Below are 14452 nucleotides of genomic sequence, written 5' to 3' on the forward strand. Positions count from 1 at the left end.
ATATGGGGATCAAGGTCTTGCGCCGCGATCGGTTCGCAGGGGGGGTGTGGTTCGTCGGCCGGAGCCTGGTCCGGTGAGGTGTGGCCGACATGCCGCCGACGGTCCGGCCAGGGGGATCAGGTGAGCTGGGAGAGGTAGCTGCGGGCGGTGGACCCGGCGATCGGCGTCGGTAGGGCCGCGGAGGCGGTGGGGGAGTTGAACAGCGCGGTGGTGGCGACCAGGCCGGTGAGACCGGCGAGTACGCTGAGGCGTCGACGCGCGTAGAAGTTGGGCATTGCTGAACTCCCGTGTGGGGGTGGGGCTTTGGGCCACGAGTCAGGGAATCCTCGCGACGAGGGGTTACCGCAGGGTGAGCGCCCAGTAAGAAGCTAGTGACATGCGCATGTCACTGCAAGGTTGAGGGGCGGACTTTGCCGTCCCGTATCATGGGGGGCGCAGAAGGGGAGTAGCTCTTCGCCGGACCGTCGACATACTGCTCAGCCAGCCTGAGCCGGCGCCCGGAGGCGGACCCTCGGTACCGCCAGCGAGACCTTCGGCAAAGCAGTGCACGTCCGCGCGACCAGGTGCGGGCGCCGAGTGTGCTGCCGCGCCGAGGTGTCGTCGGAAGATGTAGCGCACTCTCGGCGGGGTGGCCCCGACCGATTGAGGACCCTTGATCAGCATCACCGTGACGGCGCTCGTCTTCGGCGTCATCTTCCTCGCCGAACTGCCGGACAAGACCGCGCTCGCCGGTCTTGTGCTCGGCACCCGCTATCGCGCCGGATACGTCTTCGCGGGTGTCGCCGCGGCCTTCCTGGTGCATGTCGTGCTCGCGGTGGCCGCGGGCAGCGTGCTCACCCTGCTGCCCCAGCGGCTCGTGCACGCCATCACCGGTCTGCTCTTCCTCGGTGGCGCCGCGATGCTGCTGCTGCACAAGGAGGAGGGTGAGGAGGAGATCAAGAAGCCCGCCGACCAGTCCTTCTGGAAGGTCGCGGGTACGGGCTTCATGCTCATCCTGGTCGCCGAGTTCGGCGATCTCACCCAGATCATGACCGCCAACCTCGCCGCCCGCTACGACGACCCGATCTCTGTCGGCCTCGGCGCGGTGCTCGGTCTGTGGGCCGTCGCCGGACTCGGCATCGTGGGCGGAAAGGCCCTGATGAAGAAGGTTCCGCTGCGGCTGATCACCCAGATCGCGGCGCTGCTGATGGTGGGCCTCGGCGCCTGGAGCCTGTACGAGGCGGTCGCGGGCTGAGCTGAACGTCGGGTGAATCATCGCGGGGGTGGTGGCGGGAATGCCGCCAGGTTTTGTACCGTAGGAGAACAAAGTGGCTCCCGCTCGTTTTCCCTGACCGGCGGGCGGGGCCGCCTTGTCCCTCCCCGCCGCGCCCGTGCGGGGCCTTTCGTTCCTGGAGCAACTGCCGATGACGGCCACCCCCACGCCCGCCCCCACCGTCCTCGACGCCGGCGCCCTGCTGCTCGACATGGACGGCACCCTCGTCAACTCGGATGCCGTGGTCGAACGCGTCTGGCGGCGCTGGGCGGGGCGGCACGGGCTGGACGGCGACGCCGTGATGAAGGTCGTCCACGGCCGCCAGGGGCACGCCACAATGGCCGCGCTGCTGCCCCAGCGGCCCGTGGAGCAGAACCTCGCGGAGAACGCGCGGATGCTCGCCGAGGAGACCGCGGACATGGACGGCGTGATCGAGATCGCCGGGGCCTCGGTCTTTCTCGCCGCGCTGCGTGATCTGCCGCACGCCCTGGTGACCTCGGCGGACGTCGGCCTGTCCACCGCCCGGATGAACGCGGCGGGGCTCCCGCTGCCCGAGGTCCGGGTCACCGCCGAATCGGTCGGCGCGAGCAAGCCGGACCCCGAGGGCTTCCTCAAGGGCGCCGCCGAACTGGGCGTCGCCCCGGCCGAGTGCGTCGTCTTCGAGGACTCCGGCGCGGGGATCGAGGCGGGCCGGGCCGCGGGGATGGTCGTGGTGGGGGTGGGCCCCCGGGCGGCGGCCCATGGCCCCGACGTCGTGGTGCCGGACCTGACCCGGGTCCGGGTGGAGGCCCTGCCGGGCACCCGGATCCGGCTGCACATCGGCTGACGGCCACGGGTTCCTGGCCGTTCAGGGGCCGACGGCAACGCCTGTCGGCCCTTACGGGTCCTGCGGCCCCTACGGCCCCTACGGCCCTTACGGGTCCTGCGGCCCCTGCGGCCCCTGCGGCCCCTGCGGGCCTTGCGGGTCCTTCGGGCCTTATGGGCCTTACGGGCCCTACGGGTCCTGCGTCTCCGACTCCAGGCTTGCCCGGGTCTGCGGCCCGTAGACCCCGAGGGGGTCGCCCTGGATGCCCCGGGCCAGTTGATATGTGCTGACGGCGTTCTCCACGGGGTGCGTGTAGACGCCGTTCATGTCACCGTCGTACAGGTTCAACTCCCACAGCCGGTACTCCAGTTCGACGACCTGCGGTCCGGAGTCGCCGCGTTCCAGGACCGCCGTGCTCGCCGGGGTGCCCGGCGCGGAGGCGGTGGGGGAGGGGGCCCGGGACGGCGTCCGGCTCGGGGTCGGTGTCGGGGGCGGCGACGGCGACCGTGTCGGGGTGGGCGAGGGGCTCGGCGGGAGCGCGGGTACCGAGCGTGCCGTCGAGCGGGACGGCGCGGAGGTGTCGTGCGCCGAGGGGGTCGCGGTGGTCGGCGGCGGCAGGTCCGGGACGCTCTCCCTGACCTCCGGGGCCGCGTCGTCGCGGGACGGCGTGTGGTACGAGAACAGCGCGACACCGGCCGCCGCGACGACCGCCGCGCCCGCGCCCGCCGCGGCGAGCAACGCGGTACGGCGGAATCGCCGGCGCCGGACCGGCTCCCCGGGCGCCCCGGCGGACGCGGACGGCGGGCCGGGCTCGCCGGGGGCCTGCTCGAAGAGCCGTACGTCGGCGGGCTCGGCCACCGGGCGCAGCGGCATCGTGGCCTCGACGGGCGGGAGATCCTCGTCGTCCCCGGTCCCCACGTCCACGTAGGGGCGTATGCGCAGCGGGTCGAAGTCCTCCGCCGCTGCCGCCTGTGTCGTACGGGTGCGGCGCAGTGTCTCGGCCGCGCGCTCGGCGCAGTCGCAGGACGGGGCGCCCGCCGCGTCCCTCGGTATGCCGCACTCCGGGCAGGCCGTGCCCTTCTCCCCGGTCACGTTCGTCCCCTCCCCTGGAACCCCCGAAGCCACACAGGGTATGCCCATTCCCTCCACAACCGCAGGACTCGACAGGCCATAAACCGTGACACCGCCCAGGATGGAAGGGGCGCATCCCAGCCCCCAGCCCCGGGAGGTCCCCATGGCCCTGGACACGCACGGTGCGGCGAAGGACGTGAGCGGGGAGGAACCCGTGGCGCGCGGCGTGTTCGTCTCGATCGGGGCGCTGCTCCTCGGGCTGCTGCTCGCCGCGCTCGACCAGACCATCGTGTCGACCGCGCTGCCCACCATCGTCAGCGACCTCGGCGGCCTCGAACACCTGTCCTGGGTGGTCACCGCCTATCTGCTGGCCTCGACCGCCGCGACCCCGCTGTGGGGCAAGCTCGGCGACCAGTACGGGCGCAAGAAGCTGTTCCAGACCGCCATCGTGATCTTCCTGGTCGGCTCGGCGCTGTGCGGCATGGCACGGAACATGCCCGAGCTGATCGGCTTCCGGGCGCTCCAGGGTCTGGGCGGCGGCGGGCTGATGGTGCTGTCGATGGCGATCGTCGGCGACATCGTGCCGCCCCGCGACCGGGGTCGCTACCAGGGTCTGTTCGGCGCCGTGTTCGGCGCGACCAGCGTGCTCGGACCGCTGCTGGGCGGGCTGTTCACCGAGCATCTGAGCTGGCGCTGGGTGTTCTACGTCAACCTGCCCATCGGCATCGTGGCGCTCGCCGTGATCGCCGCCGCCCTGCGCATACCGGTGCGCAGCGCCCGCCATGTCATCGACTACCTCGGCACCTTCCTGATCGCCTGCGTTGCCACCTGCCTGGTCCTGGTGGCCTCCCTCGGCGGCACCACCTGGGCCTGGGGCTCGCCGCAGATCGTCTCGCTCGCGGTGGTCGGCGTGCTGCTCGCGGTCGCGTTCGTGGCGGTGGAGCGCCGGGCCGCCGAACCGGTGCTCCCGCTGGGGCTGTTCCGCATCCGCACCTTCACCCTCGCCGCCGTCATCAGCTTCATCGTCGGCTTCGCGATGTTCGGCGCGATGACCTATCTGCCGACCTTCCTCCAGGTCGTGCACGGCGTCTCCCCGACCATGTCCGGGGTGTACATGCTGCCGATGGTCTTCGGGCTGCTGCTGTCCTCCACCGTCTCCGGGCAGATCGTCAGCCGCACCGGCCGCTGGAAGGTCTTCCCGGTCACCGGCACCGCCGTCACCGCCATCGGACTGCTCCTGCTGCACCGCCTGGACGAGACCAGCTCCACCGCCGAGATGAGCACCTACTTCTTCGTCTTCGGCCTCGGACTCGGCCTGGTCATGCAGGTCCTGGTGCTGATCGTGCAGAACGCCGTCTCGTACGAGGATCTGGGCGTCGCCACCTCCGGGGCCACCTTCTTCCGCTCCATCGGGGCGTCCTTCGGCGTCGCCATCTTCGGCACCGTCTTCGCGAGCCGCCTCGCCGACAAGCTCACCGCCGCCTTCGCGGGCGTCCATCTGCCGCCCGGCGTGAACCCGGACACCCTCAAGGCCGATCCGCGCGGCATCGCGGCCCTGCCGCCCGCCCTGCGCCCCGCCGCCCTGCACGCCTACGCGTCGTCCATCACCGACGTCTTCCTCTACGCCGCCCCCGTCGCCCTCCTCGGTTTCCTGCTGGCCTGGCTGCTCAGGGAGGACCCGCTGCGCGGCTCGGTCACCGCGCCGGACGTCTCCGAGACCCTCGCGCCCAACCCGGTCGAGCGCTCCTCCTACGACGAGGTGTGCCGTGCCCTGTCGGTGCTCGGCACCCGCGAGGGGCGCCGCGAGATCTACCGGGACATCACCGAGCGGGCCGAGTACGACCTGCTGCCCGCGGCCAGTTGGCTGCTGCTGCGGATCCGCCGCAACGGCTCCGTGGAACCCGGGGTGCTCGCCGAGCGCAGCCCCGTCCCGCTGGAGGCCGTCATGGCCGCCGCGCGCCAGGTCGAGGAACGGCGGCTGGCCGAACGCCGGGGCCTGGACCTGTACTTGACCGCGACCGGGCGGGAGGCCGCCGAACGGCTCGCCGTGGCCCGTGAGGAGTCGCTGGCCGAACTGCTCGGCGACTGGTGGCAGCCCGGCCGCTCCACCGACCTGGTGAAGCTGGTCAGGGAACTGTCCGCGGAACTGTGCGGCGCCGAACGGGAACGCCCGCACACCGTGCCCGAGCATCCGCACAACCTGCCTGAGACCAGGCTCAGTTGACGGGCACCAGCTCTTTGCGGAACCAGTGCTCGGCGTACCGGTCGGCGTTGTGGGGTCCGGTCTCGGTGTAGCCGAGGCGGGCGTACAGTGCGCGGGCCTCGACCAGGTCGCCGCGGGTGTCGAGGACGAGCCGGCGGGCGCCGAGCGCGCGGGCGGTGTCCTCGGCGGCGGCCACCAGCAGCGCCGCCCCGCCCCTGCCGCGCATGTCCTCCGCCACGAACACCCGGGTCAGCTCGGCGGTCTGGGCATCGAGCAGTCGTACGCCCGCGCTGCCGGCCGGTGTCCCGTCGTACCGCCCCACCAGCAACCGCCCGTACGGCGGGGCGAGTTCGGCGCCGGTGGCGGCCGCGATCTCCCGCTCCAGCTCCGCCGGATCGGTGCGGTGGCCTTCGTGCAGCAGGTACCAGCGGTCGCTGACCTCGGTGTAGTACGCCCGCCACAGCGCGGCCGCGACCGGGGAGCCGGGCGCCTCCGGGGTGATCGTCCACGTCGTCATGCGGGCCATTGTGAGGCGCGGGCCCGGACCGGTCCGAGGGGTTTTCCGGGCCTGGCCGCCCCGGTGTGCGCCCGTGCGCCGTTTGTGGGCGGGCTTCCGGGTGACCCGCATGGAGGGACCGGTCCGCCGGACCGGTCCGCGATCCGAGCGGAAGGCAGCCATGTCCACAGGCTTGATCATCTTGTTGGTCGTGATCGTGGCGCTCGTGGTCGTCGCCGCGCTGGTGACGGTGCTGATCGGCCACCGCAGCGGCGCCGGACCCGGTCTCAAGCGGCGGTTCGGTCCCGAGTACGAGCGGGCCCTGGCCGCCCACGACGGGGACATCCGGGCCACCGAACGTGAGCTGAACGAGCGCGTCGAACGCCACGGCGATCTGCGCGAACGGCCCCTCGCGCAGGAGGAGCGGGACCGGTACGCGGCCCGCTGGACGAGCGTCCAGGAACATTTCGTGGAGTCTCCGCGGCAGGCGGTGGCCGAGGCCGACCAGCTGCTCGGGGAGGTCGCCGCGGTGCGAGGCTACCCCGACGGCGGACGGTACGACGAGCAGCTGGCCGCGCTGTCCGTGCACCACGCCGAGCACGTCGACGGCTACCGCCGGGTCCACCGGATGGCCCGGGCCGCCGGGACGAGTGCCGCGCCGGGCGCCGGGACCGAGGAGATGCGGTCGGCGCTGGTCGGGGCGCACGAGCTGTTCGACGACCTGACCGGCGCCGGCAGCGGCGCGTCGGTGACCGACCGGCATCGCGCGGCCTGACCGTGCGGCCCGACCGGGGCCGCCCCGGCGAAGCCTCGGCGAAGCATCTACGGAGAAGGGACGAACCACCATGCCGGACAGGAGAAACGGCCCCGGTGACGAGCGGTACCCCACCAGCCGCTACGCCCGCCCGCCGGACGAGGAGTGGGCACCGGAGACCGAGCAGCGGGAAGAACACGGTACGGAGGGGCTGCGGCCCGGTACCGAGCAAATGGGGGCGCCGGGACGCGAGCCGGGCACGATCGGGCGTGAGCCGGGTACGGCGGGCCGGGACCCGGGAGCGGCCGGACGCGATCCGGGGACAGCTCGGCGCGACCCGGAGATGGCCCGACGCGATCGGGACATGGCTGGGCGCGAGCCGGGCACGGCCGGGCGTGATCAGGAGGTCGCAGGACGTGACCCGGGGGTTGCCGGGCGGGATCGGTCCATGACCGCGCGGGGTGAGTCCGACCTCGGGACGTCCGCGCCCGCCCCGGACACGGCGCGGATGCCGGACGACGGGCTCGGCGCGCCCGCGCCCGGGGACCTCAGCGGACGTGAGGCGCGCACCACGGAGGGCACCGCGCCGGACGCCTGGCCTGCGAGGGCGGGCGACGGGGCCGCGGGTGCGTCCTCGGCGGCCGTCGCCCCGCTGCTGCCGCACGAGGAGACCGAGCGGTGGGAGGAGCGGATGCGGCAGGTGGCGGCCGGGTTCGTGGACCGGCCCAGGGCGGCCGTGGAGGAGGCCGACCGGGCGCTGGAGGAGATCGCCGCGCGGTTCGGCGAGGCCGTGACCCGGCGCCGCCGCAGCCTGCGGATGTCCTGGGAGGACGGCGAGGAGCGCGGCCCGGCGAACGAGACCGACACCGAGCAGCTGCGGCTGGCGATGCGGGACTACCGCGACCTGGCGGAACGGCTGCTGCACAGCTAGGGTCCTTCGTTTGGATCAGACCAGGGCCCGCGAGCCCGGCGTGATCCAAACGAGAGGCCCTGGGCGCGCCGGTGACACGGCCCCGCGTCGCCCGTACGTACGGCGGGCGGCGCGGGGCATCGCGTCGGCGGCGGGCGGCCGTCAGAAGGCGATGCGGACCTTCAGCGCCGACCGGTCGTCCATGGCGCGGTAGCCGTCCGGAACACCGTCGAGGCCGACGGTCCGGTCGAACACCGGGGCGGGGTCGATGACGCCCGCCAGTACGTCGGTGAGCAGCTCGGGTATGTAGGCGCGGGCCGGGGCGACGCCGCCCGCCAGCGTGATGTTGCGGTTGAACATCTGGCTGATGTCCACGCCCGCGCTGCCGCCGTGGGGTACGCCGACGTAGCCCACGGCGCCACCGTCGCGGGCGATGGACAGGGCGGTGCGCATCGACTCCTCGGTGCCGACGGCTTCCAGCACGGCGTGGGCGCCCTGGCCGCCGGTCAGTTCCCGGATCGCCTCGATCGCCGCCTCGCCCCGTTCCGCGACGACGTCGGTGGCGCCGAAGGAGCGGGCGATGTCCGTGCGGGCGCGGTGGCGGCCGAGCGTGATGATCCGCTCGGCGCCGAGGCGGCGGGCGGCGAGCACCCCGCACAGGCCGACGGCGCCGTCACCGACGACCGCGACGGTGGCACCGGGCCGGACCCGCGCCGAGACGGCGGCGTGGTGCCCGGTGCTCAGCACGTCGGACAGGGCCAGCAGGGCGGGGACGAGCGCGTCGTCGGTGGCGGCGTCCTTGGGCAGCCGCACCAGGGTCCCGTCGGCGTACGGCACCCGGACGGCCTCGCCCTGGCCGCCGTCGGAGCCGACCTCGCCCCAGAACCCGCCGTGCGGGCAGGAGGTCTGAAGACCCTCCCGGCAGTGGTCGCAGGTACCGTCCGACCAGACGAAGGGCGCGACCACGAAATCGCCGGGCGCGAAGCCGGTGACCGCGGAGCCGGTCTCCTCGACGACACCGAGGAACTCGTGCCCGATGCGCTGCCCCGGCACCCGCGCGGCCACTCCCCGGTAGGCCCAGAGGTCGCTGCCGCAGATGCAGGCGCTCACCACCCGCACCACCGCGTCGGAGGGCTGCTGGATCCGGGGATCCGGTACCTCTTCGATCCGGATGTCGTTCGGGCCGTGGATCACGGTGGCGCGCATACGGGAACTCCTGGTGCTGCGGGACTGACGCCGTGGGACTGATACCGCGAGCGGCACGGGACGGCGCGGGGGCGGAACGGGGACGGACGCCCAGCGTCCCCGCCCGGAGTTCCTTGTGTCCAGCTACATCGTCTACAGCATTCACTTAAGCTCAGCTGATGCTCGATGTCCGAAGGCTCGTCCTCCTGCGTGATCTGGCCGCCCACGGCACCGTGACCGCCGTGGCCGAACTGCACCGTGTCACCCCGTCCGCCGTCTCCCAGCAGCTCCGGCTCCTGGAGGAGGAGACCCGCACCCGCCTGCTGGAACGCACGGGCCGCTCCATCCACCTCACCGCGGCCGGGCGCCGGCTGGCCGAGGACACCGAGCGCGTGCTCGACGCCCTGGACCAGGCGCGGAGCCACCTCCACAGCGAGCCCGCGGAACCGGCCGGGCCGCTCCACCTCGCCTGCTTCCCCAGCGCCCTCGTGCCGCTGGCCGCCCCGCTCGGCCGGGCGCTCCAGGACACTCATCCGGGTCTGCGCCTGCACATCACCGAGGCCGAGCCCGAGCCGGCGGCGCGCCTGCTGCTCCAGCGGCGCGTCGACCTGGCGCTGACCTACCGCTACACCAACCTGGCCGACCCCACGCCCTCCGGTGTCGAGTCCCTCGTCCTGGGCGTCGACCCGCTGGTCGCCGTACTGCGGGACGACCACCCGGCGGCCCGGGCGGGGGGCTCTCCCGTCGAGCTGCGGGAGCTGGCGGACAGCGAATGGATCACCGCCCCCGCGCACACCGCGTGCGGCACGGCTGTCCTGCACGCCTGCCGGTCCGCGGGATTCGCCCCGCGGGTACGGCACACCTGCACCGACTTCACCGCCATGATCGCCCTGACCGCGAGCTGCGGCCTCCCCGTCGTCCTCCCCCGGATGGCGGCGGACCGGCTGCCGCCCGGGCTCGTCGTACGGCCGGTGGCCGACCCCGCGCTCGCCCGCACCATCGAGGTCGCCGTACGGCGCGGAGCGACCCATGAGCCCCCGGTCGCGGCCTGCCTGGAGGCGGTGCGAGCCCTCGTCCCGGCGGCGGACGGCGGCGCACCGCACGCCTGATCAAGCGTCAGCTGCCCTCGCGCGGGCTGGACTTACCGGTGACGGGACGCGCTCAGGTCCGCGTCTCCCGCAGCCGCCGCCACTCCCGTACGACGTCCTCCACGTCGTACGGTTTCTTGCCCAGCGGGGGGCCCGGCGGCGGCTTGAACATCATGTCGCGGATCTTGACGTTGACGTCCTCGATGATCTTCCGGGCCATCCGCTCCGAGGGCGCCGCGTACGCCGCCGTCAGCGCGTCCTCGGCCTCCTTGCGCAGGGCCAGGGCGGGCGGCAGTACCGCGAGGCCCTCGCGCGCCATCTTCCGCTTGACCCACCACAGCTCGTCGTAGGTGGAGTCGACCTCGGCGGGCAGCGGCTCGCCCACCCCGGGCAGCCGCTCGAACTCGCCGCGTGCCTGCGCGTCCTGGATCTGCTTGTCGACCCAGCTCTCGAACGGCACACCGGGTGGCTTTCGCTCGGTCATGACCCCATTGTGCCGGACGGAGCCCGGCCGCGCGTTCTATCATGCGGCGGCGGCACGCGGGGCAACGGCCCGTCGCGCAACGACGTTTCAGGGGGAACGCAGGTGCTCGAACTCACCATGGCCACCGTCTCCGCGGCCGACGCGGGGGCCACGGCCGGTATGACGATGGCCCAGGCGCCGAGCGAGCCGGGCGCGGTGCTGCGGGTCGGCCGGGACGCCGCCGGATGCCGGCTGGTCACCCCCGAGGACTGGCTGTTCGTCTCCCGCGTCCATCTGGAGTTCCGCTGCGGACCCGACGGCGTCTGGCGGCTGACCTGGCTGCGCGGCTCCCAGCCCGACCCGGCGTCCGAGGTGCGGCTGACGGCCGGGGGGAGCGACCAGCCGCTGGTCTACGGCGCGACCGTGCCGCTGCCGCGCGGGGGCTCCGGCGAGATAGTCGTCCAGGACCGCAGCGGGCCGCGCAGCGTCAACGTCGGCTTCTACCAGGAGATTTGAGAGTCGGCGTCAGCCCAGCACCCGGATGAGCGCGAAGCCGTCGTACCCCTTGGTGCCGACCGTCTGGATGGCCGTACCGCTGAGCCTCGGGTGGGAGGCGATCAGCTCGATCGCGGCACGGGTGCCGACCACGTCCGGATCGGTGGCGCCCGGGTCGGCGACCCGGCCGCCGCGCACCACGTTGTCCAGCACGATCAGGCTGCCCGCGCGGGTCAGGCGCAGCGCCCACTCCACGTAGTGGGCGTTGTTGGCCTTGTCCGCGTCGATGAAGACCAGGTCGAAGGGGGCCGGGTTCTCGTCGGCCAGCTTGGGCAGCGACTCCAGGGCCGGGCCCACCCGCACCTGGGCGACCCGGTCCAGGCCCGCGCGCGCGATGTTGCGGGTGGCCACCTCGGCGTGCCGGGCGCTGTACTCCAGGGTGACCAGCCTGCCGTCCTCGGGCAGGGCGCGGGCCAGCCAGATGGTGCTGTAGCCGCCGAGCGTGCCGATCTCCAGGATGGCCCGCGCGCCCTGCACCTGGGCGAGCAGCTGGAGCAGTTTGCCCTGGGCCGCGGTGACCCCGATGGGCGGCAGCCCGGCGGCGTCGTTCTCCCGCAGGGCCGCCCGCAGCGCCTCGTCGTCGGGCGAGAGGGTGTTGATGAAGTAGTCGTCGACGTCGTCCCACAGCTGCTGCCCGCTCATGCGCCTGCTGCCTTTCCCGAGTGCCTGCCGGGGCCGCCTTGCCGCCCTCTTTCGATCATCTCAGTTAGGCGGTGACGAGGGGCCGAGAATCGGCCGGGCGCGCGATCGCCGGATTCAGGCCAGTGGCGGGGGCGGGGCGACGGGCGGCGGGGGCGCCACCGGACGCCGTGCACGTCGTACGGCGAGGACGGCGAGCGCGGCCGCCAGGAGCACGGCGAGGCCGCCGACCGTGAGCAGCCAGGCCGGTATCCCGGCGACCCGGTCCAGCTCGTCGTCGTGGATCACCTGCTGGACGGGGGTGTCCGAGGCGGCCCGGCGCAGTTCGTGGTCGCCGGAGATACGGGCGGGCTGCGGGAACCGCTGGGTGAGCGCGGTCAGGTACGGCGCTCCGTGGGCGAGGGTCCCGAGGGCGCCGCCGGGGTCGGTGAGGCGGCCCGCGTAGACGGTGCGCGGCGGCGGTCCGCCGATCGCCGTGGCCGGTTCCATGCGGTGCGCGGCGAGGACGTAGAGGCCCAGCGACTGGGGGGTGGTGGCCAGCCGGGACAGGCGCATCGGGTAGACGGCGCGGTCGGCGGCGAAGGTGAGGTGCAGCGGGTCGAGGGCGCCGCGCAGGGCGGTGTCCGCGGTGTCGGGGGCGAGGCGGATCGCGACGTACTCCCAGTGCTCGGCCACGTACGGCGCGAGGGCCGTCTTCAGCCGGGCGGGGAGCGTGAAGCCGTTGGCGCGCAGCCAGGTGTCCAGGGCGGCCGGGTCGGTGGCGGTCAGCCGGGCCACGTCGAACGGGCCGAGGCGCTGGCGTCCGACGACGCCCACGGCGGCGCCGGGCCGCGGGGCGGCGGCCGCGGCGCCGTCCGCCCGCTCGTCGAAGGGCCAGTCGCCGTTGCGCGGCCAGAAGTGGGACCGGGTGCGGTGCACCGGGGCGGCGGCCCGGGCCAGCTGGTCGAAGACGGCGGGGTCCCCGAGGCGGACGGTGGCGCGATGCGGGACGGGCATGATCCAGGCGGCGTTCCGCGCGTCGCCGCTGACGGTCAGGCGCATGACGATCTGCTCCTGGCGGCCGTCCCAGCGCAGCACGGACTGCTCGTTCGACACGGCGATCCGCTGGGCCGGATCCACGACCATCGCGCCGCAGCCACAGGCCCAGGCGGGCGAGATCAGCCAGGTGAGCTGGATGCCGAGGAGTGCGAGGACGACCGAGAGTATTCGTGCGGTCCTTGGCGTGCGCAATGTCCGTCCCCCCGTTGTGCGGCTACGCACGGTACGGACGAGGGGAGTGAGATCGCGGTTCCCTCAGCAGGGGCAGCGCCCCGAAGGGGCGCGGGGAACTGCGCGATCAGCCACGACGGAACCGCGGCCGGCGACGCACCCGCACCCCTCTCGGCGATCAGCGACCCTCTACTGCCGGGGCGGAACCCGGCAGCGGGCGGCCCGCCGTCTCCGACATCCGCCACACCGCGAACCCGCCGATCACGGCCGCGGCCATCATGTAGTACGCGGGCATCATCATGTTGCCCGTCGCCCCGATCAGCGCCGTCACCACCAGCGGCGTCGTCCCGCCGAACAGCGACACGGAGACGTTGAACCCGATGGACAGCGACCCGTACCGCACCCGCGTCGGGAAGAGCGCGGGCAGCGCGGCCGGCATCGCCGCCGTGAAGCAGACCAGCAGCAGACCCAGCGCGCCCATGCCGAGCGCCACCGCGAGCAGGCTGCCCTGGCGGATCAGCAGCAGCGCCGGGACGGAGAGGAACAGGAAGCCCGCACAGCCCGCCGCGATCACCGGGCGGCGGCCGATCCGGTCGGTCAGCGCACCGGCGAACGGCTGGACGATCATCATCAGCGCCATCACGCCGAGCACCACGAGCAGGCCGTGCGTCTCGTCGTACTTCAGCTCACTGGTGAGATAGCTCGGCATGTACGACAGCAGCATGTAGTCGGTGACGTTGAAGACCAGCACCAGACCCACGCACAGCAGCAGCGCCCTCCACTGGCCCGCCACCATCTCCCGCAGCGGCACCTTCGGGCGCTCCGCCTCCGCCTTCTCGACCTCCGCCGCGAACGCCGGGGTCTCCTCCAGGCGCATCCGCAGATACAGGCCGATGACGCCCATCGGACCGGCGATCAGGAACGGGACGCGCCAGCCCCAGGAGAGCAGGTCGGCCGAGGACAGCAGCGCCGTCATCAGCGTCACCAGACCCGCGCCGCCGATGTACCCCGCGAGCGTGCCGAACTCCAGCCAGCTGCCGAAGAAGCCGCGCCTCTTGTCGGGGGCGTACTCGGCGATGAAGGTCGAGGCGCCGGCGTACTCGCCACCGGTGGAGAAGCCCTGCACCAGCCGGGCCGCGAGCAGCAGCAGCGGCGCGCCCACGCCGATCGAGCCGTAGGAGGGGATCAGACCGATCGCGAACGTGCCCGCCGCCATCATGATCATGGTGAGCGCGAGGACCTTCTGCCGGCCCACCCGGTCGCCGAGCGGGCCGAAGACCATGCCGCCGAGCGGGCGCACCAGGAACGCCGCCGCGAAGGCGCCGAACGTCGACAGCAGCTGGGCCGTCGGGTTGCCGGACGGGAAGAAGACCTTGCCGAGGGTGACCGCGATGTAGCTGTAGACACCGAAGTCGAACCATTCCATGGCATTGCCGAGCGCGGCCGCCTTCACGGCGCGCTTGACCAGCGCGGGATCGGTGACGGTGACGTCGCGGGCGGCCGCCGGAGCGGCCCCGCGGGCCTTCAGCTGGGGAGTGACGGCTGTGACGGTCGCCAAAACGGGGCTCGCCTGCCTTTCGTCGGGGACAAGGACGCGGCCCCCGACGACAGCGCGGGAACGCCTGACGTGCGCAGGGCCGAAAATCGACCATAGGCGCGGATTGCGCCATTACGTATCGCGCACGGATGCGTGCATAGTGCAGCTAAAGGGCGCGTCAACAGGTAACTCTGCCCGCTCGTGACCGGCCGATCCGCGCCCCCGCTGTGATGCTTCTCGCGCCCCCGCACGGCAACCGCAACCCCCGCGCACTATCGTCATCCG

15 protein-coding genes are annotated in these 14452 nt (G+C 73.2%); 7 read left to right on the top strand and 8 right to left on the bottom strand.

The genetic code is table 11. From position 1 onward, the window contains the following. Positions 1-116: 116 nt before the first annotated feature. On the bottom strand, positions 117-275 hold the full coding sequence (locus HEP81_RS26820) for a hypothetical protein (RefSeq protein ID WP_157854439.1): 159 nt from the start codon (positions 273-275) through the stop codon (positions 117-119). Positions 276-652: 377 nt separating this feature from the next. Between HEP81_RS26820 and HEP81_RS26825 the strand changes: the two genes are divergently transcribed. After that, positions 653-1234 (top strand): TMEM165/GDT1 family protein, encoded by a 582-nt coding sequence (locus HEP81_RS26825; RefSeq protein WP_037656187.1) that lies wholly within the window; start codon positions 653-655, stop codon positions 1232-1234. Positions 1235-1403: 169 nt separating this feature from the next. Continuing rightward, positions 1404-2078: an HAD family hydrolase gene (locus HEP81_RS26830; protein ID WP_037656188.1), complete on the top strand. Its 675-nt coding sequence runs from the start codon at positions 1404-1406 to the stop codon at positions 2076-2078. 168 nt (positions 2079-2246) lie between these two features. Here HEP81_RS26830 and HEP81_RS26835 read toward each other — a convergent pair whose 3' ends face one another. Then, positions 2247-3149 carry a peptidoglycan-binding domain-containing protein gene (locus HEP81_RS26835; protein WP_037656190.1) on the bottom strand — a complete coding sequence of 301 codons (903 nt, stop codon included), beginning with the start codon at positions 3147-3149 and terminating at the stop codon, positions 2247-2249. A gap of 142 nt (positions 3150-3291) precedes the next feature. On the opposite strand from HEP81_RS26835, the gene HEP81_RS26840 reads away from it, so the two are divergent. Further along, entirely contained in the window at positions 3292-5352 is a 2061-nt protein-coding gene (locus HEP81_RS26840) for an MDR family MFS transporter (protein WP_037656192.1), read from the top strand. Here HEP81_RS26840 and HEP81_RS26845 read toward each other — a convergent pair. Next, complete coding sequence (locus tag HEP81_RS26845; protein ID WP_397911643.1) at positions 5345-5848, bottom strand: GNAT family N-acetyltransferase; 504 nt, start codon at positions 5846-5848, stop codon at positions 5345-5347. The two genes, HEP81_RS26840 and HEP81_RS26845, sit on opposite strands and share 8 nt — an antisense overlap. Before the next feature lie 160 nt (positions 5849-6008). Here HEP81_RS26845 and HEP81_RS26850 point away from each other — a divergent pair, with 160 nt between their 5' ends. Both HEP81_RS26850 and HEP81_RS26855 read left to right on the top strand, forming a co-directional pair. After that, on the top strand, positions 6009-6602 hold the full coding sequence (locus HEP81_RS26850) for a hypothetical protein (protein WP_037656382.1): 594 nt from the start codon (positions 6009-6011) through the stop codon (positions 6600-6602). A gap of 427 nt (positions 6603-7029) precedes the next feature. After that, positions 7030-7512 (top strand): hypothetical protein, encoded by a 483-nt coding sequence (locus HEP81_RS26855; protein ID WP_172624857.1) that lies wholly within the window; start codon positions 7030-7032, stop codon positions 7510-7512. 141 nt (positions 7513-7653) lie between these two features. On the opposite strand, the gene HEP81_RS26860 is transcribed toward HEP81_RS26855, so the two are convergent. Continuing rightward, the gene (locus HEP81_RS26860) at positions 7654-8697 is read right to left on the bottom strand and encodes a zinc-dependent alcohol dehydrogenase family protein (protein WP_037656197.1); all 1044 of its coding nucleotides are present in this window, start codon (positions 8695-8697) and stop codon (positions 7654-7656) included. 158 nt (positions 8698-8855) lie between these two features. Between HEP81_RS26860 and HEP81_RS26865 the strand changes: the two genes are divergently transcribed. Next, complete coding sequence (locus tag HEP81_RS26865; protein ID WP_051850178.1) at positions 8856-9785, top strand: LysR family transcriptional regulator; 930 nt, start codon at positions 8856-8858, stop codon at positions 9783-9785. 52 nt (positions 9786-9837) lie between these two features. Here HEP81_RS26865 and HEP81_RS26870 read toward each other — a convergent pair whose 3' ends face one another. After that, entirely contained in the window at positions 9838-10248 is a 411-nt protein-coding gene (locus HEP81_RS26870; RefSeq protein WP_037656200.1) for a DnaJ family domain-containing protein, read from the bottom strand. Positions 10249-10350: 102 nt separating this feature from the next. Between HEP81_RS26870 and HEP81_RS26875 the strand changes: the two genes are divergently transcribed. Beyond that, entirely contained in the window at positions 10351-10743 is a 393-nt protein-coding gene (locus HEP81_RS26875) for an FHA domain-containing protein (protein WP_037656201.1), read from the top strand. Between the two features lie 9 nt (positions 10744-10752). Here HEP81_RS26875 and HEP81_RS26880 read toward each other — a convergent pair whose 3' ends face one another. From HEP81_RS26880 to proP, 3 genes are all read right to left on the bottom strand, one after another. Further along, positions 10753-11424: an O-methyltransferase gene (locus HEP81_RS26880; protein WP_037656202.1), complete on the bottom strand. Its 672-nt coding sequence runs from the start codon at positions 11422-11424 to the stop codon at positions 10753-10755. A gap of 114 nt (positions 11425-11538) precedes the next feature. After that, positions 11539-12651: a DUF2330 domain-containing protein gene (locus tag HEP81_RS26885; protein WP_037656204.1), complete on the bottom strand. Its 1113-nt coding sequence runs from the start codon at positions 12649-12651 to the stop codon at positions 11539-11541. Between the two features lie 157 nt (positions 12652-12808). Beyond that, positions 12809-14188, bottom strand: coding sequence for a glycine betaine/L-proline transporter ProP (gene proP / locus HEP81_RS26890; protein ID WP_037656205.1), 1380 nt, complete (start codon positions 14186-14188; stop codon positions 12809-12811). Positions 14189-14452: the final 264 nt, after the last annotated feature.

The sequence above is a fragment of the Streptomyces griseofuscus genome, from assembly GCF_014673495.1.
Lineage (GTDB): Bacteria > Actinomycetota > Actinomycetes > Streptomycetales > Streptomycetaceae > Streptomyces > Streptomyces murinus.